Raw genomic sequence first — 25948 nt, forward strand, 5'->3', positions numbered from 1 at the left:
GCACTACGACGTCTCGACGGCATCCGTGCGGTGGCGTGCCTGCCCGTACTCTGTCACTTAGTTACTTTACCTACGGCTCGCTCCAGGATAGTCCGTCACGCATACGCTCTGGACGACCTCGGCGCACTCGTGCAAGCTCAGGGACTTGCCATCCAGTTCTCCCGATGGCAATCGTATGTCGTCTGCCTTCCTGGATGATAAACCTGCGGCACATCTCATTCACCAATCAGGTTCGCAAGAATCCATACACCTTTTCCAGCCTGGCCCAGCCGCTGTTCCTGAGCGCCTTGTTCACGTTGGCTGCAAAATTCGCATCATGCTGGAAGCATCGGCAATATACCTGGACCGTGCGCACCATCGCATCCGCATCCGGCAGCGCTCCGTCGGTATTGCACTGGGCCGCAAGGACCATTCGCAGCAGGCCAAACCGCGATACCAGCTGCAGATAAGCGTCGTACGGTGTCGTGCCAAAAAATGGGAAAAGGTCGCGGAACATCTCGTTCAGAATGTAGTTCTCGAGCAGGTGGGGGGCCGCCTGCAACGCCTCCGGTAGAAGCGCTATACCGCTGCTGTAGCGCTCGACCATCTGCTCGATGGCAATGGCCTCATCCACCCTGTCCGCGCCAAATCCGGCCGCGATCGCGCTGAAAACCTGGCGCTGGGAATCCGACGTCCCGCCGGCTTTCTTCAATTGCCATAGCGACGCAAACACGCGACCTTGAAGTTCATGGTTGGGCTGCATCCCCGCCAGTGCATCGATTGCCATGCCGTTTTCGATCATCTCGACAAAACCATTCAGCAGCGCCGCTACGCCGCCCTGCCCTTCCGCGGCCAGCGTCGTCGTCAAACTCTCGCAGAAGGTGCCGAGAATAGCCAGTTTTTGCCAGAGTTCCATGCCGGCGGTGCGCATCAGCTGCAGGCAGAAGATACGGATCTCGTTCATTGCATCGACCGACAACCCGTTTTTCGACTTCATGTCACTGACCATATCGGGCCGAACTGTAATCTCCGCTTCGACAAAATCAAAGGCATCTGCATGCAGGAGTGCCTGGCGGGCCGCTTCGGGGCAGGACAGCGTCAGCGCCTGCTCATGATTGCCTGCGAAAGTACGGGAGCTTCTCGGAAAGGTAAAACAGGTATTGGACAGGTAGCTCTCGTTCATATTCTTTTGCACGGAACACAGGCTGTCCTGCAGCATTGGGCAATTATGCGTGCCCGGTTCAAGTTCGAAGCGCGCATAGTTGCCGTCGCTTCCCTGGCTGCGTATGCGCGTCACGTTCTTCGCCAGCAGCGTCGATACTGCCGGATTCCTGGTCTGCCGATAGGCGTTGAAGGTTTTCTTGTCGACCGTTACCCGCCACCCTGCGCAGCAAGTGTCCGGGCAGGCCGATCCGACACAATTGAAGCGGCTGACATACTGCGGCACCAGCGCAGGGAGCTTACGAGTGAGATGGAGAACATTCATAGTGGTAGAGCCAATGTAATGAGGAATAAGGTATCGCTTTGCCAAACCCATTATTCCAGCCACATCGCGATTCCCATACGGAGAAAAGCAGCGCCAATCGAGCCTATCTTTGCGGCTGAAGGCATCGATGCGGGTGGAAGATGGAATGGCGACGAATGCGGCATTAGAATAACGACATCGTTATTTTCCTTAATTGGGTTGGCAATAACAGTTGCCAGCGCTGCGACAATCTTTCCGCGAGAAAAGGTCAGAAGCCGAGATCCTTTTAAATTGGAGCTGCAAAGTGAACCGTCAGCCCAACAGCGTCCTGCCCATTTCAAACCGCTGCGACCAGTACCGGTTGCTCATCTTGTCGACCCTGACCTTGCCGCGACTGCTAGGCGCGTGAATGAACTGCCCGTCGCCAAGGTAGATTCCGATATGCGAAAAGGGGCTGCCCAGGGTGTTGAAAAACACCAGGTCGCCGGAACGCAGATTCTGTACTGATACCTGCCTTCCCTGGCGCGCCAGCGTTGCCGCATTGCCCTTCAACGGCATGTCGACCGCATGCGTATAGACAAAAGTCACGAGGCCCGAACAATCCAGCCCAGCGGTCGGATTCTTGCCGCCAAAGGTGTAGTGGGTTTTAAGAAGCATCAGGGAAAACATGACCACTTCCTGGCCAAGACGCGAAGCGTTGCCCTCATGTCCAACGATTTCCGACTTCATGCTTGGCACCGGCGTATATGCGGAAGGTTCCGGCGGTACGGTCCCACAACCAACGACAGTAAACAGCAGGGTGGCGGAGATGGCTTGTTTCATGATGAATGGCTGCCTCGGTCCAGGCGGACGGGAAACGTCCAGGACGTCCGAGAGCGCGCCGGGCGCTTTGGCAAGGCCAATATCGCGTTGGGAGCGGCCGGCCGCTAATTCGGCTATCAGGGTTGCAAACTCCGCCGCGGGCACGGTCGGCACGTGGGTCTGCGGGTCGATCCGCTGGCCGACTGTGGCACGGACGGAGTCGCCTGCTCGATCATTGAAGGCGCTGGCGTCGCCATTTAATCCCTTGGCGATCACCATGGATTTCCCGCCATTCCAAACGGCGCCATCCAACCGTGTCGTCGTGACGCTCAACGGCGCGCCCTCTCCTTTTCCTGATAACTTTTCGACGCAAAGCGTTGCGGTAAATAATTCTCCTGCAGTCAACATCATCGCCTTCATCATTGCCGTCGATCGAATCCCGATGCCGCCCATGCTTACCCTGGCGCAGGAAGCTGAATTGGCGAGCCTGTTCAGCCGTTCGCGAATCAGATGTAATTGAATAGGGAAAGGCCCGAGACCTTGGCGAAGCTCTGCTGCGATGCCTGGAGGATGGTCTGCTTCTGGGTGAGGTCGGATATCGCCTTTACATAGTCCAGGTCCCGGATGCCGGAAAGCTGGCTGGCGTAATTCAGATCGCGCGCCGACCCTTCGTCGTCGAGCGATTCGATTTCTTGCAGTCGTGCGCCGCTGCTTGCCCGGACCGCCAGAATGTGATCAAGTGCGCTATCCATGTTGTCGCCGGCGACTTGCATGCCGTACCTCAGCTTGGCCGCGCCATCTGTCGTGCCGGATACCGGCGTTTCCAACAGGTTGATCACGTCGTCGAGCGTCTTGAACATGCTCTGATTGCGAACGGGCGAAATAGTGACTGTGTCGTTGTCGACCGCCGTGCCCGCGATCGTCATTTCCATGCCGGCCGCCTGGATGGGCTGGCCGCTTACATAGGGGCCGGACGCCACCGGTGATGCCTTGTTCGGATCACTGGTGACGTCGAACATCGTGTAAGTCGTGCCGCCGTTTGAGAAGGCAACTTCGTACTGGTGGCCGGCCTTCGCATGGCTCTTGTCGGTCACGGTCACGCTAGAGAGCGTCGCGCCGCCCGTGCCGCTAGTGCTGCTCTGGAAAACCGACTTCGCCGGCACGTTCATGAAAACCGCGTCGCCCGCGTCATTCGACGCGAGCTGGCGAGCGGTACCGACCTGAAGCAGTTTCTGGCCGCTGTCGCCGTTGTAGCTTACCGTACCGCCATTGCCACTGAACGGCGCTGCATCATCCTTGAAGCCGGCGAATAGATAATTGCCAGCGCCGTCCACGCTGTTTGCCAGTCCGGTCAATTCTTCCATACGACTCCGCATCTCGATGGCGAAGGTTTTGCGATCGGCGTCGCTCAGGGTGCCATTGCCGGCGGCAACCACCTTGGCGCGCACGTCCTGTATTAATTCGGTTGCACTCTGCAAAACACCTTCCTGCACGCTCAATGCATTTTTTGCACTAATCCGGGAATCCGCGTTTTGTGCATTCATCGCCTGGCCATGGGTCAGGTCGAGCGACTTGGCTGCGCCCAGCGGGTCATCGGACGGCGTGAGGATCCGCAGGCCGGTTGCCAGCTGCTGCTGAATCCGGGACAACTGCGATTGGTTGTCATTCATCCGGTTCACGCTGTTGGCATACATGGAGCTGGTGCTGATACGCATAGTGGTTCCCTCATAGCATTACTTTTCTTACGGCAATTTTTTATAATACTTTAAACAAAAAACTGTCGCAGGCCGAACTAAGAGGGATTTTCTGCCCAGTTCCACCTTTCTTAGGTTGGGCCGGATGGGCATGGGCGGTGTTGTGAACAGTTACGTCTGTAGCATGGAAAATCGGCACCAGAGGCTAAACGGTAGATTCCAAATTGGCAACTTTTGCATTGTTTTTGCAGCCGGTAACATTCCACTGAAATTCAGAAAATTGCATTTGAAAATGAATACAGCGATGGGGATATGAACTCTGTTGACCAGAAATGGGTGGTCGCCCGGCCTTACCCTTTATATGTTCATGTCACAAACAATCATTTTGTGCGGGCCATCTGCGCTTAGCGTATTTGGATCGCGTTGTGCTTCCTGTCCAGAACAACACGAACCACACGAACCTGGCTGAACTTTTAGTCGTGACACTGCGCAAGGGACTTATATAAAAAAGCGTTTCCCTCCTCCGCTTGGCTTGGCGGCGCCACAGCCTCGATGCCGAGGCGGGAAGACCATCCATGTGTTCACATCGTTCCGTCGAAAAATCGGCGGACGCTGCTCAACGATGCCGATAGTGGTCCTGAATTTTCTGGTCCTCTTTTGACTAAAGAATTTTCGGATCAATCCGTTACAGAAATATAACGCGCCAGTATGCGTAATTATTTTGCAAAGGATCTGATCATGTTCGGTTCGTCTACTTCCCGCGGTGCCAGTGCCTATGCCAATGTCGGCATGGAATCCAGTCTGAATGGCGCTTCGCCGAATAAATTGACCATCATGTTATACGACGGCGCCATCGGCGCCATCAACATGGCTGCACTCTTCATGCGCGATCAGAAAATCGAGGAAAAGACCAAGAAGATTTCGCATGCCATCCGCATCATCGACAGCGGCCTGCGTGCCTCGCTCGACAAGAAAGCCGGGGGCGAGATAGCCCAGTCCCTAGATGCGCTATACCAGTTCATGTCGAAGCGGCTGCTGTTGGCCAATCTCAAGGACGATCCAGTCATCCTGGAAGAAGTACGCTCCCTGCTGGCTGACCTGAAATCGGCCTGGGTAGGGCTTGAACAGCAAACGAGCATGTCGGGCACCCAATCGCTAGCCGCCCGGCCACAAGCCAGCGCCTACTTCAATACCGGCGTGGCGGCCTGATTCGACCTTACTCGCGACCCGCGTTTGGCACTAGTCCAGCGCGCGATGCCTGGCCAGCACCATGGCCACCGGGTCGCCGATCACCAAGGTCAGTTTTGTCGACAGCTTGTCGCCGCGTGCTGTGCGTGGCGGAAATCTGCACCGAGCCGAAGCGATCTCCATAAGACGAGCAGCATTCATCACCACCTCCTTGTCGATGCGCCTGCCCCACGGTTCATGTCATTCCGACCAAGGCCTAACGTCATGGCATTACACAGGCCTCGCCGTCGATTGAAGGCATGTGCCGGATTCGAGCCATGCGCCGACGACCACTGAAGTTACCTGAGTCGGTTCAAGCCGATTATGCTTATAACAATTGGGCACATCGCCTGCCGTTGGCGCACCAGGGTGCGCATGGCGGCAACTTAGGCAAAATTTGGTGGACGGTTGAACGCACGCTTGCATGGTCGCCCCGATTCTGGCGCTCGCGCGTACGCTATGGACGATTGCCTTCACTTTATGAAGTAGTTCTCCACGTCGGCTACGCCCTTATTTGCTGGCACGCTTGGAAAGCGCATTTTGTCAGGTGCTCCTGCACAAAATGGCATGCTGCCATTGACCGGCACATCATCGGCCGGCCACTGCAGTCCTGCACGAAGGCCCTGTTCCCGGCAAGCCGAGAACAGGGGCTAAGGCAACTACGTTGACGCCTTAACGCTTCTCGACAGGCACGACGATTACGGTGCCGCCTTCCTTGCCCGCTTCGCCGGCTGCGCCGGTTGCGCCGGACGCACCGGTCGCGCCGGTGTCGCCAGTGTTTCCTGTCGCGCCCGTCGAACCTGTCGAACCTGTCGAACCAGTTGCGCCGGCAGTACCTTTTGCGCCGTCAGAACCGTTGGTGCCATTCGCGCCTGCCGGCCCGGGGACGGCGACGATGACGGGAGCCGGGGTTGGCGCGGCGGCCGCTGGCGCAGGCGCTTCAATCACGGTGGTTTTTTTCTCGCAGGCGGTCAGGCCGATGGTGGCAATCAGTGCAGCAATCAGAATCGAATATTTCATTTAAAGCCCTAAGAATTAAAGTTAAAACTGCGCACAGTCCCGCAATCGCAGCGCGATACAACCCGGCGCATAGTGGACGCCAGGTTACTTTTAATCAACTCTTAAAACGCCTTAATGTCACAATCTATTGAAATAAAGCAACTTTACTTGATTGCAATCAACCATTGGGGCTTTAACAAAATTTAATGCACATTCGGACAGCGACTTTGGTAGGAGGCGCGCCGAGGAACGTTCGCCAGTACCCGTTCATCCCGCATCCTGAATAGCGCTTACCGACCGCCGCTCGGCGGGTCGGCAGCCTACGCGTGCTGGCTGATGTGCATGGTGCCATTAGCCTCGGCTCCGCTTTCGTCACGCCAGCGGACTTGGTGCAACCAGTTTCCCTACGCTGCCCGCTGGCATTTGCGGTTCCTACCATCGCTTGGCTGGCTTTCTGCAAATCTGCTGGTCGCAGCTTGTGCCTTAGGCGCACAAAGTGCATCAGCCCAGACAACGGTCTTTGCCGACTTCACGGTTCAGCCTACTGGAACGGGAGCCAACTTTGTTGCAGACAAAATCACCGGTAATTTTGTTGAAATTGCCAACTTCAGCACGGACGGCAGCTTTTCGGCCAACCTGTACTGGAAAGGCGGCGCCTTCGTCGCCAATGACGGTACAACCCAGCTGACAGCCAGCGCAACCGGCCTAGGGACGAACTACGGGATTTACGCGCTGTATACTGCGGACGCCACCTTCTCCAGGTCTGGCACCCGGACGGACTTCAACTTTACGTCCGGCACCGGATCGCTGTCGTTCTGGCTCGACCCGGGCAACAATACCGAATATGTCCCTGGGCCCGGCAATGATTTCGTTGGCTCGAATACGGGGGACGATATCCGGATCGCCAATGGCGATCCCCTTTCAGGCAACGGCTTCCTCGATTCAGCCAATCCGCAGTGTGGCGGGGGCATCTTCTGCGGCGCGTTCGGCTCAACGACGACGTTCCAGTTGATCGATCCTGACGGCACTAGCTTTTTCATTGCGCCTACCCCGTTCTATCAGCTGTCATTCCAGTCCGGCCAGTTGAATAACTTCGATCCGACCGGTCGCCAGGTCCTGAACGGCTCTCTCGACGTCGTCTTCAACGGTGTCCCTGTCCCCGAACCAACCAGCATCGCCTTGCTGGGACTTGGCCTGATCGGCCTGAGCCGTCGTCGCAGGAAGGGCTGACCGTTAGGCAAAGTAATCAGATAAGGTCCGCTGTCGGAAATTTTTACACGGGGGTGAAGCCATGACTGCGAGGTTGTGGCTTTTTTTTCGTGGGCTCTGCCTGTGCCGGCGGGCGCGGCCGGATCTGCCGGTCGCGTAATCAATTCATTTGCACGCCCTGCAGACAGCGTCGATTGCCTCTTGCACGAAACGTTGCCTTTCCTTATCGGTGCTAAGGAAACCGGCGAAATGCATTGCTTTGTCAGGCGATACCGTGCCCACTTCGGCAAGGAAATCAATTGAAATATGCCTGTCATTCAAGCTGGGATCGGATGACGGAAACGATGTAAGGCAGTCTCTTGTCTTGAGTGTCCCGACCTGCCGGACTAACCGTTCTGGCCGGCGGCCGGCCGCGAGCCGCCGGCCGCCTGGATACTTTCCGGAAAAAACAAAAGCCGGCTGGCGCCGGCTCCTGTCTGTTTCGGTCGAACCGCCCTGCCTGGCGCGGTCGTTTTCGGCTTAGCCGCCGAAGTAGGTGTCGTTTACATCGCCATAGTGGCGGATGGAGGCGGCGCGGATGGCTTCGGCGCGCACGTCCTGGCGGCTGCGGCCGCCGGCGGCATACACGGTGTCCTGGCCGTCATGCTGGCGCTGCGCGGTCGTGCCTTCGGCGGTGGCCTGGGCCAGGTCCTGGCGCACTTCGGCGCGGGTCAGGCGGGACTGGAAAGCGGCGTCCGGCGCGACGAATTCGGTCTGCTGGGCAAAGGCCGAACCGGTGGCAGCGAGGATGGCGACAGCGGCGAAGATATTCTTGACGTTCATGGTGTACTCCAAAATAAAGGTTGAGGAGGCGGGCACCGCAGTCAAGGCAATCATGAGTCTAGTCTGCCTGTCGGGTCCTGCCTCGCTGAGCCGCACCGGCTGGTGCGTTCATCGATGGACACAGTGTACCGATACCCTCGGCTGCGAAAAACAGCGTTGCTGTCAATTCACCATTGCCGATTTCGAAATAATCAGCGCTCCCCCCGCCTCCGTCCTCAACCCTCGTAACGCCGGCTGCCCTCGAGAATGGCCTGCGTTCCCAGCACGCCGTTGAGCGCATCGAAGTCCAGCATGCGGCCGGCATTGCCCTTGTTGCTGCCGCTCTGGCGCAACTCGCCGAAGTAGGCTTCCAGCGCATGGGCCACCGCGCGCACCGTGCCGCCCGGGAAGATCGCTAGGCGGTAGCCGATCTCCTGCAGTTCCTGCGCATTCTTCAGCGGCGTCTTGCCGCCTTCCACCATGTTGGCCAGCAGCGGTACCCGGCTGGCGAAACGCTCGGTGACGATGCGCATCTGCGCCGCATCGCGGACGGCCTCAATGAACAGCACATCGGCGCCGGCTTCCAGGTAGGCTTCGCCGCGATCCAGCGCCGCCTCGAAGCCGTCGACCGCCACCGCATCGGTGCGCGCAACGATCAGGGTCTGGTCCGAAGCGCGGGCATCCAGCGCCGCCCGGATCTTGCCGACCATTTCGGCGGCGCCGATCAGCTGCTTGCCGTCGAGGTGGCCGCAGCGCTTCGGACTGGTCTGGTCCTCGAGCTGGATCGCCGACGCGCCGGCGCGCTCGAAGCGCCTGACGGTGCGCTGCACGTTCAACGCATTGCCGTAACCGGTGTCTGCATCGATGATGACCGGCAGCGCGGTGCGCTCGCGGATGGTAGCCATGGTTTCGCAGACCTCGGCGAAACTGACCAGGCCGATGTCGGGCGCACCCAGGCGGGTGTAGGCGATGCTGGCGCCCGACAGGTACAGCGCTTCGAAGCCAGCGCGCTCGGCCATTAGCGCCGAGAATGCGTCATAGACGCCGGGCGCGATCAGGATCTGCTGCTGCAGCAGCCGTTGTTTCAGGGTCATCGTGCGTCCTTGTCATCTTCATTCGGTTGCGGCGCATTGCGCGCCAGGCGTTTCTTCAGATGCGGCAGCAGCCCGCCGTCGTCCACCATCGCCATCAGGAAGCCCGGGATGGGTTCGCAGGCCAGCGTCAGGCCCTGCTGCGGCAGCACGATGCGGCCCGCGACCGGATCGACTTCGATCGGCGCGCCGTCGGGGATGCCGGCGGTGTCGGCGCAGACCAGCGCCATCAGCCCGAGGTTCAGCGCATTGCGATAGAAGATGCCGCCGAAGGACTGCGCCACCACGGCGCGGATGCCGAGCGCCTTCAGCGCCTGCGGCGCCTGTTCGCGCGAGGAGCCGATGCCGAAATTGCGTCCGGCGACCAGGATGTCGCCCTCGCGCACGCCGCCAGCGAATTCGGGCCGCACCGCTTCCAGGCAATGCGCGGCTAGTTGCGCGATCGGCAGCTTCATGTACAGGCCGGGCGCCATCACGTCGGTATCGACGCCGTCGCCGAACTTCCAGACGCGCGCGCTCATCGATGCGCCTCCAGCAGGATGCGCGGGTCCACGATGCGACCCGCCACCGCCGACGCCGCCACCGTGTACGGCGAGGCCAGCCAGACCCTGCTGCTGGCGGCGCCCATGCGGCCGCGGAAGTTGCGCGCGGTCGACGAGATCACGCGCTCGCCTTCGCCGAAACGGAACTGGCCGTAGCCGGCGCAGGCGCCGCAGCCTATCGGCAGGATCTGCGCGCCGGCATCGGCCAGCGCCTGCAGCGCGCCTTCCGACTGCGCGACCTGCTGGTCGCGCAGCGAAGCCGGGGCGACCAGCAGCCGCTTGCCGGTTGCGACCCGCCGGCCGCGCAGGATGCGGGCCGCCATGCGCAAGTCCGACAGCTTGGCGCCGGTGCACGCGCCGATATAGGCAGTGTCGATCTCCTGTCCTTCGAAGCGGTCGACCGGCGCGGCGTTGGCAGGACTGTGCGGCGCGGCCACGTGCGGCGAGAGCGCGGCCGCGTCGAACACATGGTGCGCCAGCAAAGGCGCGCCGGCGTCCGTGCGCCAGTCGGCAAGGGCACGTTCCTGCGCGAAGTCGCCGCCATCGCCGTTCAATGCGCCGACCGCCTGCAGATAGGCCCGCGTGATCGCGTCCGGCGCCACCAGGCCGGCCTGCGCGCCCAGCTCCGCGGCCATGTTGGCCAGCGTCATCCGCTCCTGCATGTCCAGCGCCGCGACCGCGTCGCCGGCGTATTCCACCGTCTGGTACTGTCCGCCGTCCATGCCCAGCTTCGCGCACAGAAACAGCATCATGTCCTTGGCCGAAACCCCGTCGCAAAGACACCCGGTCCATTCCAGCAGGATGGTGCCGGGCACCTTGAGCCAGATTTCGCCGGTCACGAGCACGCCCAGCATTTCGGTGGCGCCGATGCCGAACATGTAGGCGCCGAACGCGCCGCCGGTGCTGGAATGGCTGTCGCCGCCGACGGCAAGCATGCCGGGCCGCAGGTGGCCCTGCTCCGGCAGCACCACGTGGCAGATGCCCTGTTCGTCGTGAAAGTTGCGGATGCCGGCTGCCTGCACCCAGTCGCGGGTGAAGCGCAGGATCTGCTGCGAATCCGGGTCGGCGGCCGGCACGTAATGGTCGGTGACGATCACGTAGCGGTCGGGGTCCCACACGCGGGCGCCGAGCGCCTCGAGCATCGGCGCGACGCGCCGCGGGCCGGACGAGTCATGCGACATCGCCAGGTCGACCTTGCAGGTGACGATCTCGCCCGGCTCCACCGCGTCCTTGCCGGCGGCGCGCGCGATGATTTTCTGCGCTAGCGTTTTCATCGGCAATTACTCCGCCACCGCGCCGGAGAATTTCACGACCTTGGCCCAGTGCTGCACGTCGCGCACGACGAATTCGCCGAACTGCTGCGGCGGCATCGCGCTCGGGGTGCCGCCATCGGTCTCCAGCTTCTTCACGAAGGCCGGGTCTTCGATCGCCTTTTTCGCCGCTTCGTACAGGCGCTGCGTGACCTCGGCCGGCATTTTGGCCGGGCCGAACAGGCCGAACCAGGCATTCGACTCGAAGCCCTTGACCGTCTTGCCGATCGGCGGGACGTTCGGAAACTGCGGCATCGGCGTGGCGCTGGTCACGCCGAGCAGCTTGATCTTCCCGCCCTGCAGATGCGGCAGCACATTCAGCGCGCTGGCGAACATCAGTTCCACGTGGCCGGCCAGTACGTCGGTGACGGCCGGATTGGTGCCCTTGTAGGCGACATTGACGATGTTCGCGCCCGTCATCATCTTCAGCTGCTCGCCAGCGAGGTGCAGCGATGAGCCGCTGCCGCCGATGGCGAAATTGAGCGCGCCCGGATGCTTCTTCGCATGGTCGAGCAGCTCCGCCAGGGTATTGGCCGGAACGTTGTGATTGGCGATCAGCACGCTGGGCACGGTGGCGACCATGGTGATCGGCGTGAAATCCTTGATCGGGTCGAACGGCAGCTTCGGATACAGCGAGGCGTTGATGGTGTGGCTGGTGAAACTCATCAGGATGGTCTCGCCGTTGGGCGCGCTCCTGGCCACCATCTCGGCGGCGATGTTGCCGCCCGCGCCGCCGCGGTTTTCAACGATCACCGGGCGTTTGAGGCTGACCTCCATGCCCCTTCCGACAGCGCGCGCCAGCGTGTCGGTGGTGCCGCCGGCCGGCGCGCCGACGACGATCCTGATCGGCCGCGCATTGTCCTGGGCCAGGGCCGGCATCGAAGCCGCGGCGATGCCCGCTGCGGCGATGGACAGGGTTACTGCTGCGCGTCGCAGCGTGGGTCGCTTGGTCTGCATGTCTCTCTCCTTGATATTCGATTCGTGAAGGTTTCGGCACCGGTCTGCGCCGGCTTGCCTTCTCCCTTGCGTTGCATGGCCCGACGTCAGGCCGTGGGCGCGGCCGCTAGCTCAGGGCTGCGCGACCTCGTCTTTCTGGTACCAAACGCGCGCCTCCTCGTCGCCGCCGCGCCACAGGTCCATCCGGTATTCATAGCGGTCGGGCCGGTACAGGCCCTGCAGCCACTGCACCGGCAGGCCGTCGGCATCCAGCACCAGGCGCCTGACGGCAAGCAGCGGCGCGCCCACCGGCACGTCCAGCAGCGATGCGACGCCGGTATCGGCCAGCCGCGCCGACATCGTCTGGCGGGCATGGCCGACCTTGACCCCCTGCTCTTCCAGCAGCGTCAGCATCGGCCTGGCGCCCAGCGCGTCGGCTTGCAGCCGATCGCCGATCACTGTTGGCACGAAGGTCGTGATGTGCGACACCGGGCCGCTGGCGAGACTGCGCACCCGCACCGTCCGGACCGCGATTTCACCAGCCGGCAATGCCAGGTCGGCGGCAATGTCCGGCGGCGGCGCGACCCGCGCATGGCTGATCACGCGCACCGAGGTGTCCAGGGCCGAACTGATGATGTTGTCCAGGAGACCGGTGGAACGCCGCTGCTCCAGCGTCTGCCGCGCCACGTTCGGATTGACAAAGGTGCCGGCGCCGCGCCGGCGGGTCACCAGGCCCTCCTGCACCAGCTGGTCCAGCGCCTTGCGCATCGTGATGCGGGACACCTTGTATTGCCTGGCAAGGTCAAGTTCGCCCGGCAATGGCAGCGTCGCGTCGCAGTCGGCGACGCAGCGGTCGCGCAGGACCAGGTAAATCTGGTGGTACAGGGGCACGACCGAACCGGTGATGGCTTCCATGGCGGGCAATGTACGAAAGACTGAAAGCGGGGATGCTATCTTTGACCTATTGTCCTGTCAATAGGACATTTAAGTCTGTGTGGAAGGGTGGAGCAGAAGGTTAACGGTAGCGCCTCGGGGAAACCGCGTGCCTTGTGTCGGGAGAATTCAATGCGCCCTAGATGGCTGCAAGACGCCCACGTGCGCCACGCGGATTACATCCAGTCGCCTCATTCAGCCGCAACTTTCAGGGCGATCTGCGCATGACCTTTAAGGAAATTGCAGGATCAAATCCCATTAATGAAGAATGGATAGGACCGATCTTTCGGATGACAATAAATGCGATACGCGGAAATGAAAACTGCGTCATCACGGCGCAGTCATTACAATTGGGTGTGGATCAGGAAAGTCGTATCTGTATTACGCAAACTTCCGCCCAGCGGTTAAGACTGCCAGCACAATAATTCCGTTTCTGACAGTGCGGTCATCCAGACCCGATTAGGGAGATTTGCCTTAAATGGCTTCAGCCATTGCCCGGACACGCGCCACCTGCTTGGCGCTGACGCGGCCGGTCGTCGATACGGCATTGGTCATTGCCATAGCAGTTTTAAAAACGTCGAGCCACTCGCCGAAAGAAAGGCTGCGCTGCGGGGACGCGGCCGTTTTCCTGAAGAAGGAAGGAATAGCGGCGCCGGAATAAGTCATCATCGAACTGGTCATATTTATCCTGTGAAACAATTAATTTTGATGGGTCTACTATATGCCTCCATGCAATTTCTTACCAATTGCGGCTTGTGTTACCAACCATCACCAGAATGAATATGACGGCGCAATTGCCTAATCCGCCGCCAGCATTGGAACAATGGACGTTCCACGGAACCGGAATTAGCGCGATGAAAATGGCTGCCAAAGGGCATCAGCCAATCAAGGGACAGCACGCACGTTGAACACCATGGGAGCCCATGCGGTTTCAGCGCAATAGGCTGTTCGGGACCGTATTGATGCGCGATCTGAGATATTTCCCTGCACGCTCCATATAAACAATGCCGTATCCGCGACAACACCTTCGCATGCTTAGTGGAAAAGCTTGAGGCGATAAGACGCCGCATCGCGGCTGGATGGCCAGCCGGCGCATTGGCGAAATGGACTGATGCATCTCAAGGTTTGGCCCGTTATAAAAACTATATTAATGAAACAATTTGCAATTCCCGTTTTTACAAACGGCACTTCCCTCTTGCAGCCGGCTTGCCGTTATTTTCGCCGCACAGTCTTTCCAGGGTTTTAAGGGAGCAACAGCAGTATCACACGCGTTTTCTTTACTTGTCATACCGCTAAGAAGACTGGAGAAAACCGTGTACGCAGGCTGATCGAAATAGCTTCAGGCGATGGCGGCAATGCCAGTCGTTATCGTCAATGGCTATGTCGGGCAGCGCGACAGGCATCGATCCCAAGGAAACTAGGAGACTTCAATGAGACGGTTTTTCGCATGGTTGCTACTGATCCTTTCCGTCATTCTGGGAGGGCAAACCGCTTCGGCCAGGGATGGCCGGGACGATGACCAGGACTGGCGGTCGGACACGCCCCGATTCAAGGTGGATGCGGATTGGCCCAAACCCCTACCCAACCAATGGCTGCTGGGCCAGGTGGCCGGCGTCGCAGTCGACCGGCATGACAATATCTGGATCATCCAGCGCCCGCTGACACTCACCGCCGACGAAGCCGGCGCGGCGCAAACGCCGCCACGCTCCGACTGCTGCAAGCCGGCTCCGTCGGTGATGACCTTCGACCGCCAGGGCAACCTGCTGCAGGCATGGGGCGGGCCGGCCGATCCCGGCTTCCTGTCCACGCGCTGCACGCCTGAAAAAGGGTGTGAATGGCCCACGAATGAGCATGGCATCTTTGTGGATCACAACGATAATGTCTGGATAGGCGGCAATGGACAGCCGAACCACCAGGTGCTCAAGTTCAGCCGCGATGGCACCTTCCTGCTCCAGATCGGAAAATCCGGCACGACGGGCGGCAGCAATGCGAAAGACGGCGGACCGAACGGCACGCCCCTGCTGGGGCAGCCCGCCGACATCGAAGTCGATCCGCTCAATAACGAGGCGTATATCGCGGACGGCTATCAGAACAAGCGTGTTCTTGTGGTCAATGGCAATACGGGCAAATACATTCGCCATTGGGGCGCCTATGGCAACACGCCGTCCGATGACGACCCAGGACCGTATGTCCCCGGCTTGTCCCCTGCTGCGCAATTCCGCAGCCCGGTCCACTGCGTACGGATCGCGAACGACGGTCTGGTGTATGTATGCGATCGCCTGAATAATCGTATCCAGGTCTTCCATAAGGACGGCCGCTACGTCAAAGAATTCTTTGTCGAGACCGATACGCTGGGCAACGGCTCCACATGGGATGTCGACACGTCTCCCGACAGTCGTCAGACCTGGATCTACAACCCGGACGGGGAAAACAACAAGGTCTGGATTCTCAATCGCCAGACGGGCGCGATCGCGGGCACCTTCGGTCGCAACGGTCGCTACGCCGGCCAGTTCCACTGGGTTCATAACCTGGCTGTCGATTCCCGCGGCAATATCTATACGGCCGAGGTCGACACTGGCAAGCGCGCCCAGAAGTTCACGCCGGTGCATCGTGACGATCGTGGCCGTCGTGACTGACGCGACGCTGTGCCACGTAACCAGGGAGGCGCGATTCGCGCCTTCCCATGCGATCCGGCTGGCCCAAGCGCTCGCCGGATCGCTGAAGCTGCTGCTGGCCTGCGCGGTGCTTATCTTGCTGTCGCCGGCAGGCCCCGCCCAGGCACATGACGTTCCCGGAGAATTCCGGGCGCATGCGCTTGTCAAGCCGGAAGCCGCCCGCCTGCAGGTGCTCGTCCGGGTTCCGCTGTCATTGCTGCTCAATATCGATCTGCCGAAGAAGGGCCCGGGCTATATTGACCTCGCACAGGCGGATGCAGGCGTTGAGCGCGCCGCGGCGGCGATCGACAAGGTGCTGGAAATCTACGAGGATGACCAGCGCCTGTCGTCCGCAGGCAGGCAAGCGCGGATTTCACCGCCGTCGGACCGCGCCTTCGACCGCTTCGACAGCGCGCGGGACCTGGTTCAGGGTCCGAAGCTGCCCGACGATGCTTACGTCTTCTGGAACCAGGGTTATTTCGACACGCTCGTCGAGTATCCGATCCGGTCCGACAAGTCGCGATTCTCGCTGCGCTTCAATGTTGCCCCGGGCTTGAAGGACCGACTGAAATATGACCTGCGCTACATTGAGCCCGATGGCGCCGTGCATGCCTATGACCTGTCCGGCGAAACCGGCCTGCTTGCGCTCGATCCACGCTGGTACCAGGCCGCATCGACCTTTATCGGATCCGGTTTCAGGCACATCCTCGACGGGCCGGACCACTTGCTGTTTCTGCTGTGCCTGATCCTGCCGTTCCGACGGATAGACTGGAATCTCGCGGGCGTCATTACCGCGTTCACGGTTGGGCATTCGATCACGCTCATTGCCGCGGCCTATCATTTCGTTCCCGCGGGAAGCTGGTTTGCGCCGCTGGTGGAATTCCTGATCGCGGCTTCCATCCTTTATATGGCGGTTGAAAATGTACTCACGCCCAACCTGACGCGCCGCTGGCTGTACAGCGGCCTGTTCGGCCTCGTGCATGGCTTCGGCTTTTCGTTCATCTTGCAGTCCCAGCTGCAGTTCGCAGGGTCGCATCTGCTCGTTTCCCTGCTGGCGTTCAATGTCGGCATCGAAATCGGCCAGCTGCTGGTGCTGGTGCTGGCGATGTCATTGCTCACTTTGCTGTACCGCAGCCATGCAGGATCGCGCCGCCCGCTCACGATCGCGATCTGCCTGTTCGTCGGCCATACCGCGTGGCACTGGATGGGCGAGCGCGGCGAGGCGGTGCTGAAGGCCGACTGGCCCGGCTTCGGCGAGGTGTTCACCGCACTCTCGCCCTTCGCGGCCATCGTGCTGTCCGTTGGTGTGCTCGGCGGCCTGGCCGTGCTGCTGCTCAGGCTCTATCGCCAGCAAGGGAAAACCTGACGGCAGGCTGCGCGGCGCGGCGCGCTGCCAGGTTTGCAGGGTGCGGCCGATCCGGCTTCAGGCGCTCGAGGGAACACGGCGTGCGCCTCTGGGCAGCAGCGCGGCAACGACGCCCACCAGCGGCAGATAGGCAATGGCCTGGTACACGTCGGCGATGCTGGTTTTGTCCGCGAACATGCCCAGCACCGCCGCCCCGAGGCCGCCCATCCCGAAAGCAAATCCGAAGAACAGGCCCGACACCATGCCCACCCTGCCCGGCATCAGCTCCTGGGCATAGACCAGGATTGCCGAGAAGGCGGACGACAGCACCAGCCCGATGACGATGGTGAGCACGGTTGTCCAGAACAGGTTCGCATGGGGCAGCATCAGCGCAAATGGCGCCACGCCCAGGATCGATACCCAGATCACCGGCTTGCGGCCGATGCGGTCGCCGATCGGGCCGCCGAGCACGGTCCCCACGGCGGACGCAAACAGGAAATAGAACAGGTGCAGCTGCGCGCTCCGCACCGTCAGCCCGAAGTTCTCCATCAGATAGAAGGTATAAAAGCTGCTCAGGCCGGCCATGTAGAAATACTTCGAGAAAATCAATACCAGCAGCACGGCGATGGATCCGAACACCACCTTGCGTGAATAAGGCGACGCGACCGGCGCCTTCCTTGCGGCGCTGGCGGCCAGGTTGTGCGCCGCATACCAGCGGCTCACCGCCAGCAGCATGCCGATGCCCAGCAACACGATCACCCCAAACCAGGCGACGCTGCGCTGTCCGAACGGCACGATCACCGCGGCCGCCAGCAGCGGCCCGATCGCGGTGCCCATATTGCCGCCCACCTGGAACACGGATTGCGCGAAGCCATGCTGTCCGCCGGAAGCGAGGCGCGCGATCCGCGATGACTCCGGGTGAAAGATCGACGAGCCGATGCCGATCAGCGCGGCGGCCGCGAGCAGCATGGCATAGGTGGGCGCGAAGGCCAGCAGCAGCAGCCCGGTCAGCGTGGAAAGCATACCCAGCGGCAGCGAGTACGGTTTCGGCCGGCGGTCGGTGACCAGGCCCACCAGCGGCTGCAGCAGCGAGGCGGTGAGTTGGTAGGTCAGCGTGATGAGTCCGATCTGGGCGAAGCTCAGCGCGAAATCACCCTTGAGGATCGGATACATCGCCAGGATCAGCGACTGCATCATGTCGTTGACCATGTGCGCACTGCTGATGGCGCCGAGTATGCCGAATGCCGGCCTGGCCTTGCGGCCGGCGCCTGGGGCGGGAACGGACATACCGGTCCGCACAGGATGGGCGTCTGCGGAATTGTCGGCGGTGGTTGTCATTGGGCGGCTTTCACACTGGGATCTGCACAGTGGCCCGGGCGGAAGACTGACCTGCCTGGGCTGGATCAGCCAAGGATACCGAATTATCCCGCCGCACATTGTGAATTCAGCACGGCGCCTTGCCCTTAACCATCGGAAGGGGATGGTCGATGCAGACAGGGGCGCAGCCATACGAACGGTCAGGGGACCCGCGATCTCCCTACTGACTTCCGGTTTTTACGAGCGGTTTTCTACCGGCCTGGAGAGTGTGCTATGCCCATCGGCAGGCGCGTCGGCCACGGCCCTGGGTCCCGGAGACGCCAATGACGCGCTACAGCGAAGTGACCAGCAATCACAATGCCGTTTATTTATCCCGTGCTTGCGGTTCTTCCAGACGGTACGGGACGCATGGGCAAGTATGCCGCCCCCTTGGCACCAGCGATCGCAGAGACGATCAAGCTGCTATTTTTTGCGGCGCGTATTGCGAGGCAATGCGGGCGATCGCGGCCTGGGCCATCGCAGCGGTGCCGGTGCTGCGGTCGCGCAACCGTCGAAACCGCAGTTCATTCAATTCACCGCTGCGCAGGCCGGCATCCGCGCTTTGGAACACATCGCGCTGCAGCATGCGAATGGCGCTGCAGTGTTTTTCAGCCTCGCCGAGAATCTGCTGGTGCAGCGCTGTCAGCGAGTGCATGTCAGGCGACTGTGCAAGCTTTCCCGCAACGTAGGCGAAGGATTGCACGATGAGGTCGGTACGGCGTTTTAATTGGGTGATCATGACAGGGCTTATTCAGCGTAGTGGTGATACCGGTTTAACGCCGCAGGACGGATTTGGATGACACATTAACAAATGCTTACAAACTGCTGGCAATTTCCCGTTTCCGGGACGCCCGCATGCCTGCACCCGTCCTGCCGCCGGCCCCTACGGCAGCGATGCCGTACCCGATCCCGCCACCGCGCCCGCCTGAAGACTCCTGTCCGCAGTCACCAAGCGGCCACGGACAGGATCAGGGACGGCAATCCCGATTGCCGTCAGGTCACCGCCAAAAACCGATGCCGACGGCGTCTCGCATCAGGGGAAGACCAGCACCGGCACGGTCGACTTCTGCAGCACCTGCTGGGTCGTGCTTTCGTCGAAGAGCTGATCCAGCAAACCCATCCGCCCCCGGGTCGCCATGAAGATCGCGTCGCAGTGCCTATGCCGCGCCACCGCCACGATCTCGTCGCACGGCAGGCGGGACTGGACGACCACCGGCTCGCAGGAGACGCCGGCGCGTTCGGCAGCCTCGACTGCCTGCGCGAGGTACGCCCGCGCCATGCGCGCATGCTGCTGCTCGACGATCGCGCCGTCCATGAGCGCGTCCCTGTCCGACGCATTGAACAGGCGCGGCTCGGCGACCGACAGCAGCACCAGGCTCCCCTGGCGCGCCTTTGCCATTTCGATTGCCGCTGTAACGGGCCGGTAAGACAGCGGCGAGCCGTCGATCGGTACCAGGATATTGTTGAACATGGTGACTCCCACTGGAATACGAATGCAGATGGACCTGCGCTGCGCAAGCAGGCAGATGGGGGCTACCCGCCTTCACGGGCAGCCGCGTGCGCCAAACGATATCGATTGCCGGCGCCAGGCCAGCCGGACGAGGCTAGGCGCGCGGTGGGGGTGACGCAGTCAACGGGTAGAACGAGGGAGGGAATGGCACCTGGCGCTGCGAGGCCGCAGCGCCGGACGTGCGGGCATCGCCGAACGCCGGGATCAAGGCGAGGTAATCCGAGGAATCGGGCGTGCCCGACACCTCCAGCGGGTCATCGTCGGCGCACGCCGGATCGGCATCGAGTCCGGGCGTGCAATTCGTGGTCGCCGCCGCGGTCATGCCCACCACCCCGTCCTTGGCCATCAGGCTGCCGAACCCGTCGACCAGGAAGTGGACGGGCAGGATCAGGATGGCAAGAACGAGAATGAGTTTTTTCATCGTGAAGAAGGGCGAACGGTGCGGCACGTGGTCAGGGATTGATCGCCGGAGCGGCTTACGCAAATTCGAGGGTTCATCGCGAGAAAAGTTCAGCCGGCGGCAGGTTCATCCCGATGCGGCGATGCGCAGGCACGCAACGGGTCGAAACCAGTCCCGGATATTGTCCATCCGAATCAAGGGTTTGTCGAAAGTGGCATCGATTCGCGATTCCTGACTGTAGAGCTGCCTTGGTCTGTCAAAATACCAACCTCGTCATCCCTGCCGTGTTTCATCCCGCTCATCTTCTGACTACATTGCCCGGTGCCGATGCTACTCCTGTGCCTTGTCCTACTGCCTTTCGTCGGCAGCCTGCTGGTCGCCTTCCTGCCCGCCCACGCCCGCAACCGCGCGGCCGGCCTGGCGGGCTGCACCGCGTTCCTGGGGCTGCTGCTGGCCGCCTATCTCTATCTTTGGGTCGGCGTCGGCGAGGTGCTGCGCTTTGAAGCGCGCTGGCTGCCGGCCTACGGACTGAACTTCATGCTGCGCATGGATGGCCTGGCATGGCTGTTCTCCATCCTGGTGCTGGGCATCGGCGTGCTGGTCATACTCTACGCGCGCTACTACATGTCGCCCGAAGACCCGGTGCCCCGGTTCTTTGCTTTCCTCCTTGCCTTCATGGGCGCGATGCTGGGCGTGGTCCTGTCCGGCAACCTGATCCAGCTGGTGATCTTCTGGGAGCTGACCAGCCTGACGTCCTTCCTGCTGATCGGGTACTGGCATCACCGCATCGACGTGCGGCGCGGCGCCCGCATGGCCTTCACCGTCACCACCATCGGCGGGCTGTGCCTGCTGGCCGGCGTGCTGCTGCTGGGCCGCATCGTCGGCAGCTACGACCTCGACGTCGTGCTGGCCGCGGGCGACGTGGTCCGCGCGCATGCATGGTACGTGCCCGCGCTGGTGCTCGTTGCCCTCGGCGCGCTGACCAAGAGCGCGCAATTCCCCTTCCATTTCTGGCTGCCCCATGCGATGGCAGCGCCCACGCCGGTGTCGGCCTACCTGCACTCGGCCACCATGGTCAAGGCCGGCGTGTTCCTGCTGATGCGGCTCTGGCCGGTGCTGTCGGGCACGCCCGAATGGACCTGGCTGATAGGCGGTGCGGGCGTGTGCACGCTGCTGCTGGGCTCCTTCGTGGCCATCTTCCAGCACGACCTGAAGGGCCTCCTGGCCTATTCGACCATCAGCCACCTGGGCCTCATCACGGTGCTGCTGGGCATAGGCACGCCGCTGTCGGTGGTGGCAGCCATCTTCCACACGATGAACCACGCGATCTTCAAGGCCTCGCTGTTCATGGCCGCCGGCATCATCGATCACGAGACCGGCACCCGCGACATGCGCGTGCTGCGCGGCCTGTACAAGGCGATCCCCTTCACCGCGATGCTGGCCATCGTCGCCAGCGCCGCCATGGCCGGCGTGCCGCTGCTCAACGGCTTCCTGTCCAAGGAAATGTTCTTCGCGGAGACCGTGCATGTCGGCGGCACCGAAAACTGGTGGATGTCGTACGCGGCCGTGGCAATGGGCATCTTCAGCGTCGCCTATTCGCTGCGCTTCATCAGCGTCTTCTTCGGCCCGCTGCCCGACGATCTGCCGAAGAAGCCGCACGAGCCGCCGCGCTGGATGCGCTTCCCGGTGGAGTTCCTGGTGCTGCTGTGCGTGGTCGTGGGCATGGTGCCCGAGCTTACGGTCGGCCATTTCCTGGCATTTGCATCGGTGTCCGTGCTGGGCCAGGACATCCCGTCGTATGACCTCGGCATATGGCATGGCTTCAACCTGGCGCTGATGATGAGCCTCGTCGCCCTGTCGGGCGGCATCCTGTTCTATGTCCTGCTGCGCAAATACTACGCGCTGGCGTCGAGAAACCGGGTGCCCCTCCTGCACAGGCTCAAGGGCTCCCAGGCCTATGAGACCACGATGCTGACGCTGTTCCTGTCCGCCTCCTGGCTGGTCGACCGGCTCGGCACCCGCCGCCTGCAGCCGCAGCTGCTGGTGATCGTGGTCGCGCTGGTTGCGATTCCGCTGATGCTGGTCCGGCCCCTGCCGCAGTTCGCGGCCCCGCAGCTGACTGACGCCGACCCGCTGTTCGCGCTGATGTGGATGATAGGCGGCGCCTGCGCGATCGCCGCCGCCTGGAAGGCCAAGTACCACCGGCTTGCCGCGCTGCTGCTGGTGGGCGGCACCGGCATCGCCACCAGCATGACCTTCCTGTGGCTGTCCGCGCCCGACCTGGCGCTGACGCAGCTGATGGTGGAGACCGTCACGACGGTGCTGATCCTGCTCGGCCTGCGCTGGCTGCCGCCGCGCCGCATGCCGCAGGCCTTCGCCGAGCATGCGCCGCGGGCGGTGCAGGTGCGGCGCGCGCGCGACTTCGTCGTCGCGCTGGCCGGCGGGCTGGGCCTTGCCGCCATCAGCTACGCGGTGCTGACGCATCCGGCGCCGTCGAAGATCGGCGACTACTTCGTCACGCGGGCGCTTCCCGAGGGCGGCGGGACCAATGTCGTCAACGTGCTGCTGGTCGATTTCCGCGGCTTCGACACGATGGGCGAGATCACGGTGCTGGCCATCGTGGCGCTGACCGTGTATGCGCTGCTGCGGCGCTTCCGGCCCGCGCCTGAAAGCGTGGCCATTCCATCGCAGCAGGCAAGCGACGTCGACCCGGCCGCAAGCCAGTCGCCGACGCAGCAGGCGCGCAGCGGCTACCTGATGATCCCGTCGGTCTACCTGCGCTTCCTGCTGCCGTTCATGGGCATCGTCGTCGCCTATTTCTTCATGCGCGGTCATAACCTGCCCGGCGGCGGCTTCGTGGCCGGGCTGATTTTCGCCACGGCGATCATCGTGCAATACATGATCGCCGGCACCGCCTGGGTCGAGTCCCACATCCGGCTGCGGCCGCACCGCTGGATCGCCTACGGCCTGCTGATCGCCTGCGTCACCGGGCTGGGCGCATGGGTGCTCGGCTTCCCTTTCCTGACCAGCCATACCGCGCACCTGCATCTCCCGGTGCTCGGCGACATCCATGTGCCCAGCGCGTTCCTGTTCGACCTTGGCGTGTTCGCCACGGTGGTCGGCTCGACCATGCTGATCCTGGTGGCGCTGGCGCATCAGTCGGTGCGCAGCCATCGCGTCCCCGGCGGCGAGCCCGCCGCCATCCTGGCCATCCCAACCGAGGAGATCTCCTGATGGAAGCCGTCATCTCGATAGCCATCGGCGTGCTGTTCGGCTCCGGCATCTGGCTCATCCTGCGTCCGCGCAGCTTCCAGGTGCTGACCGGCCTGCTGCTGATGTCCTATGCGGTCAACCTGTTCATCTTCATTATCGGGCGGCTGTGGCTGGACCGGCCGCCGCTGACCCTGGGCGACGGCGCGCCCGATCCCGCGGCGCTGGCCGACCCGCTGCCGCAGGCGCTGGTGCTGACCGCCATCGTGATCGGCTTCGCCACCACCGCGCTTTACCTGGTGGTCATGATCGGCTCGCGCGGCCTGACAGGCACCGACCATGTCGACGGCAAGGAGCCGGATCAATGAGTTCAGGATGGATCCAGCACCTGATCGTCACGCCCATGCTGATCCCGCTGGTTTGCGGGGCGCTGCAGGTGCCGATCAATCACAGCCGCCATCGCCTGAAGCTCCTGATCAGCGCGGTCTCCGTCCTCGCCTTGCTGGCCAATGCCATCGCGCTGATGAAGCTGACCGATGGCGGCCACTGGCAGGACGGCATCGGCGTCTACCTTGCCGCGAACTGGGCCGCGCCGTTCGGCATCGCGCTGCTGGCCGACCGCCTTTCGGCGCTGATGCTGCTGCTCACCGCGCTGCTGGCGGCATGCACGCTGCTCTATTCGATGCTGCGCTGGAGCCGGATCGGGGTGCATTACAACTCCTTCTTCCAGTTCCTGCTGATGGGCATCAACGGCGCCTTCCTGACCCACGACCTGTTCAACCTGTTCGTCTGCTTCGAGGTGATGCTGGCGGCGTCCTACGGCCTGCTGCTCCACGGCTATAACGCGGCCAGACTGCAGGCCGGCATGCAGTACATCGCGGTCAACCTGATCGCCTCGCTGCTGTTCCTGATCGGCGTCGCGCTGATCTACGCCAGCACCGGCACGCTCAACATGTCCGACCTTGCCGCCCGCATCGCCGGTACCAGCGCCGCCGATATGGCGCTTCTGAAGGTCGGGGTGGGCGTGCTGGTCATCGCCTTCCTGATCAAGAGCGCGATGTGGCCGCTCGGCTTCTGGCTGCCGACCACCTATGCCGCGGCATCCCCGCCGGTGGCGGCGATGCTGGTGCTGATGACCAAGGTCGGCGGCTACATCATCCTGCGCATCTGGCTGCTGGTGTTTTCGGGCGACGCCGGCGCGGCGGCAGGCTATGGCATGGACCTGCTGCTATGGGGCGGCATGGCGACCATCGTCTTCGGCGCGGCTGGCATGCTCGCCAGCGAGACGGCCGGCCGGCTGGCCGGGTACGGCGCCATCGTATCGTCCGGCACGCTGCTTGCCGTGACCGGGTACGGCCAGCCGTCTCTGGTCACGGCCGGGCTGTATTACCTGCTCGGCTCGACGCTCGCGATGGCGGCGTTCGTGCTCCTGATCGAGCTGATCGAGCGCATACGCTCGCCGGGCGCGGCCTTGCTGGCCGTGACCATGGAAGCCTATGCGATCGAGGATGCGCCCGACCCGCCGGTGGGCGTCGGCATCCCGGCGGCGCTGGCCTTCCTGGGCCTGTCCTTCGCCGCCTGCGCGCTGATCATTGCCGGGCTGCCGCCGCTGTCCGGTTTCGTCGCCAAGTTCAGCCTGTTCCACGCGCTGCTCAACCCGCCGGCGCCCGGCGGCGCGATCGTGCCGGCCGGATGGACGCTGATGACGCTGATCTTCCTGTCGGGCCTGGCCGCCATCATTGCGCTGATGCGCTTTGGCGTGCGCACCTTCTGGGCAGCGGGCCGGGTGACGCCGCCGCGGCTGCAGCTGACCGAGGCGGCGCCGGTCAGCCTGCTGCTGATGCTGTGCGTGGCGATGACCGTGGAAGCCGGCCCGCTGCTCGACTACCTTGGCCGCACCTCCGACGGCCTGCACCGGCCAGAACACTACATCCAGCGCGTCCTGTCCGCGCCGGTCCTGCCAGGCCCGGTGGGCGATGGAGGCATCCGATGAGGCGATGGCTTCCCTTTCCTTGGATGTCGGCGGTGCTGCTGGGCCTGTGGCTGCTGCTGAACCAGAGCCTGGACCCCGCGCATTTGCTGCTGGCCGCGGGCCTGGGGATCGCCGTGCCGCTGCTGACGCGCAACCTGCAGCCGCTCGGCTACCCGAAGCTGGCCAGGCCATTCCTTTTCCTGCGGCTGCTGGGCATGTCGCTGGTGGAGATCGTGCGATCGGGCCTGAACGTCGGCCGCATCATCCTGTTTTCCAAGGCCGACGGCCTGAATTCCCAGTTCATCACGATCCCGCTGGACCTGCGCAATCCGCACGGACTGGCGTTGCTGTCCTGCCTGATCAATTCGACGCCGGGAACCGTGTGGGTGGAAATCCTGCCGGACCGGCATGCGCTGGCGCTGCATGTGTTCGACCTGCATGACGAACAGTGGTGGATCGACACGATCAAGTCCCGCTACGAACAACCCCTGATCGACATCTTTGAATAGGAGCC

At 62.3% G+C, this 25948-nt stretch carries 26 protein-coding genes; 10 read left to right on the forward strand and 16 right to left on the reverse strand.

All coding sequences use genetic code 11. From position 1 onward, the window contains the following. Nucleotides 1–226 precede the first annotated feature (226 nt). Both fliB and QOL82_RS24370 read right to left on the reverse strand, forming a co-directional pair. On the reverse strand, nt 227–1465 hold the full coding sequence (fliB, locus tag QOL82_RS24365) for a flagellin lysine-N-methylase (protein WP_283444909.1): 1239 nt from the start codon (nt 1463–1465) through the stop codon (nt 227–229). Between the two features lie 291 nt (nt 1466–1756). Continuing rightward, nucleotides 1757–2524, reverse strand: a complete 768-nt coding sequence (locus QOL82_RS24370) for a C40 family peptidase (protein ID WP_283444910.1) — start codon at nt 2522–2524, stop codon at nt 1757–1759. Between QOL82_RS24370 and QOL82_RS24375 the strand changes: the two genes are divergently transcribed. After that, nucleotides 2523–2765 carry a hypothetical protein gene (locus QOL82_RS24375; protein WP_283444911.1) on the forward strand — a complete coding sequence of 81 codons (243 nt, stop codon included), beginning with the start codon at nt 2523–2525 and terminating at the stop codon, nt 2763–2765. The two genes, QOL82_RS24370 and QOL82_RS24375, sit on opposite strands and share 2 nt — an antisense overlap. Here QOL82_RS24375 and flgL read toward each other — a convergent pair. Beyond that, nucleotides 2752–3960: a flagellar hook-associated protein FlgL gene (gene flgL, locus QOL82_RS24380; RefSeq protein ID WP_283444912.1), complete on the reverse strand. Its 1209-nt coding sequence runs from the start codon at nt 3958–3960 to the stop codon at nt 2752–2754. The two genes, QOL82_RS24375 and flgL, sit on opposite strands and share 14 nt — an antisense overlap. A 687-nt stretch (nt 3961–4647) precedes the next feature. Here flgL and fliS point away from each other — a divergent pair. Then, nucleotides 4648–5148, forward strand: a complete 501-nt coding sequence (gene fliS, locus QOL82_RS24385) for a flagellar export chaperone FliS (RefSeq protein WP_283444913.1) — start codon at nt 4648–4650, stop codon at nt 5146–5148. Nucleotides 5149–5178: 30 nt separating this feature from the next. Here fliS and QOL82_RS24390 read toward each other — a convergent pair whose 3' ends face one another. After that, nucleotides 5179–5328, reverse strand: coding sequence for a hypothetical protein (locus QOL82_RS24390; RefSeq protein ID WP_283444914.1), 150 nt, complete (start codon nt 5326–5328; stop codon nt 5179–5181). Nucleotides 5329–5838: 510 nt separating this feature from the next. Then, nucleotides 5839–6186, reverse strand: a complete 348-nt coding sequence (locus QOL82_RS24395) for a collagen-like protein (protein ID WP_283444915.1) — start codon at nt 6184–6186, stop codon at nt 5839–5841. Between the two features lie 321 nt (nt 6187–6507). Here QOL82_RS24395 and pepA point away from each other — a divergent pair, with 321 nt between their 5' ends. Further along, on the forward strand, nt 6508–7395 hold the full coding sequence (gene pepA / locus QOL82_RS24400) for a flocculation-associated PEP-CTERM protein PepA (RefSeq protein ID WP_283444916.1): 888 nt from the start codon (nt 6508–6510) through the stop codon (nt 7393–7395). A 498-nt stretch (nt 7396–7893) separates the two neighbouring features. Here pepA and QOL82_RS24405 read toward each other — a convergent pair whose 3' ends face one another. The 6 genes from QOL82_RS24405 to QOL82_RS24430 form a co-directional block, all read right to left on the reverse strand. Further along, complete coding sequence (locus QOL82_RS24405; protein WP_283444917.1) at nt 7894–8196, reverse strand: DUF4148 domain-containing protein; 303 nt, start codon at nt 8194–8196, stop codon at nt 7894–7896. A 215-nt stretch (nt 8197–8411) separates the two neighbouring features. Further along, nucleotides 8412–9269, reverse strand: coding sequence for an isocitrate lyase/PEP mutase family protein (locus QOL82_RS24410; RefSeq protein ID WP_283444918.1), 858 nt, complete (start codon nt 9267–9269; stop codon nt 8412–8414). Beyond that, the gene (locus QOL82_RS24415) at nt 9266–9787 is read right to left on the reverse strand and encodes a LeuD/DmdB family oxidoreductase small subunit (RefSeq protein ID WP_283444919.1); all 522 of its coding nucleotides are present in this window, start codon (nt 9785–9787) and stop codon (nt 9266–9268) included. The genes QOL82_RS24410 and QOL82_RS24415 overlap by 4 nt, the downstream gene beginning before the upstream one ends. After that, complete coding sequence (locus QOL82_RS24420) at nt 9784–11082, reverse strand: 3-isopropylmalate dehydratase large subunit (RefSeq protein ID WP_283444920.1); 1299 nt, start codon at nt 11080–11082, stop codon at nt 9784–9786. Before QOL82_RS24420 ends, QOL82_RS24415 begins: the two co-directional genes overlap by 4 nt. 6 nt (nt 11083–11088) lie before the next feature. Then, nucleotides 11089–12075: a tripartite tricarboxylate transporter substrate binding protein gene (locus QOL82_RS24425; protein ID WP_283444921.1), complete on the reverse strand. Its 987-nt coding sequence runs from the start codon at nt 12073–12075 to the stop codon at nt 11089–11091. A gap of 111 nt (nt 12076–12186) precedes the next feature. Beyond that, nucleotides 12187–12960, reverse strand: coding sequence for a GntR family transcriptional regulator (locus QOL82_RS24430; RefSeq protein WP_283444944.1), 774 nt, complete (start codon nt 12958–12960; stop codon nt 12187–12189). Between the two features lie 170 nt (nt 12961–13130). Here QOL82_RS24430 and QOL82_RS24435 point away from each other — a divergent pair, with 170 nt between their 5' ends. Next, a complete protein-coding gene (locus QOL82_RS24435; RefSeq protein ID WP_283444922.1) occupies nt 13131–13412 on the forward strand; it encodes a hypothetical protein in 282 nt (93 codons plus the stop codon). A gap of 49 nt (nt 13413–13461) precedes the next feature. On the opposite strand, the gene QOL82_RS24440 is transcribed toward QOL82_RS24435, so the two are convergent. Then, on the reverse strand, nt 13462–13668 hold the full coding sequence (locus QOL82_RS24440) for a hypothetical protein (protein WP_283444923.1): 207 nt from the start codon (nt 13666–13668) through the stop codon (nt 13462–13464). A gap of 749 nt (nt 13669–14417) precedes the next feature. On the opposite strand from QOL82_RS24440, the gene QOL82_RS24445 reads away from it, so the two are divergent. Continuing rightward, complete coding sequence (locus QOL82_RS24445) at nt 14418–15623, forward strand: NHL repeat-containing protein (RefSeq protein ID WP_283444924.1); 1206 nt, start codon at nt 14418–14420, stop codon at nt 15621–15623. Continuing rightward, entirely contained in the window at nt 15598–17007 is a 1410-nt protein-coding gene (locus tag QOL82_RS24450; RefSeq protein ID WP_283444925.1) for a HupE/UreJ family protein, read from the forward strand. Before QOL82_RS24445 ends, QOL82_RS24450 begins: the two co-directional genes overlap by 26 nt. A 57-nt stretch (nt 17008–17064) precedes the next feature. Here the strand turns inward: QOL82_RS24450 and QOL82_RS24455 are convergent, their stop codons facing one another. The 4 genes from QOL82_RS24455 to QOL82_RS24470 all read right to left on the reverse strand — a co-directional run bounded on the left by QOL82_RS24455 (nt 17065) and on the right by QOL82_RS24470 (nt 20273). Then, the gene (locus QOL82_RS24455) at nt 17065–18324 is read right to left on the reverse strand and encodes an MFS transporter (RefSeq protein ID WP_430438540.1); all 1260 of its coding nucleotides are present in this window, start codon (nt 18322–18324) and stop codon (nt 17065–17067) included. A 433-nt stretch (nt 18325–18757) separates the two neighbouring features. Then, complete coding sequence (locus QOL82_RS24460; RefSeq protein WP_283444927.1) at nt 18758–19081, reverse strand: hypothetical protein; 324 nt, start codon at nt 19079–19081, stop codon at nt 18758–18760. A gap of 294 nt (nt 19082–19375) precedes the next feature. Beyond that, nucleotides 19376–19813, reverse strand: a complete 438-nt coding sequence (locus QOL82_RS24465; protein WP_283444928.1) for a universal stress protein — start codon at nt 19811–19813, stop codon at nt 19376–19378. 133 nt (nt 19814–19946) lie between these two features. After that, on the reverse strand, nt 19947–20273 hold the full coding sequence (locus tag QOL82_RS24470) for a hypothetical protein (RefSeq protein ID WP_283444929.1): 327 nt from the start codon (nt 20271–20273) through the stop codon (nt 19947–19949). 306 nt (nt 20274–20579) lie between these two features. Between QOL82_RS24470 and QOL82_RS24475 the strand changes: the two genes are divergently transcribed. Genes QOL82_RS24475 through QOL82_RS24490 form a run of 4 tightly spaced genes read left to right on the forward strand, consistent with a single transcriptional unit; the run spans nt 20580 to nt 25943 of the window. Continuing rightward, the gene (locus QOL82_RS24475; protein ID WP_283444945.1) at nt 20580–23486 is read left to right on the forward strand and encodes a monovalent cation/H+ antiporter subunit A; all 2907 of its coding nucleotides are present in this window, start codon (nt 20580–20582) and stop codon (nt 23484–23486) included. Then, a complete protein-coding gene (locus QOL82_RS24480; protein WP_283444930.1) occupies nt 23486–23830 on the forward strand; it encodes a Na+/H+ antiporter subunit C in 345 nt (114 codons plus the stop codon). The genes QOL82_RS24475 and QOL82_RS24480 overlap by 1 nt, the downstream gene beginning before the upstream one ends. Further along, the gene (locus tag QOL82_RS24485) at nt 23827–25455 is read left to right on the forward strand and encodes a monovalent cation/H+ antiporter subunit D (protein ID WP_283444931.1); all 1629 of its coding nucleotides are present in this window, start codon (nt 23827–23829) and stop codon (nt 25453–25455) included. Before QOL82_RS24480 ends, QOL82_RS24485 begins: the two co-directional genes overlap by 4 nt. After that, the gene (locus QOL82_RS24490; protein ID WP_283444932.1) at nt 25452–25943 is read left to right on the forward strand and encodes a Na+/H+ antiporter subunit E; all 492 of its coding nucleotides are present in this window, start codon (nt 25452–25454) and stop codon (nt 25941–25943) included. The genes QOL82_RS24485 and QOL82_RS24490 overlap by 4 nt, the downstream gene beginning before the upstream one ends. The last annotated feature ends 5 nt before the right edge of the window (nt 25944–25948 follow it).

The organism is Noviherbaspirillum suwonense (assembly GCF_900182955.1).
In the GTDB taxonomy this organism is placed as follows: domain Bacteria; phylum Pseudomonadota; class Gammaproteobacteria; order Burkholderiales; family Burkholderiaceae_D; genus Noviherbaspirillum_A; species Noviherbaspirillum_A suwonense.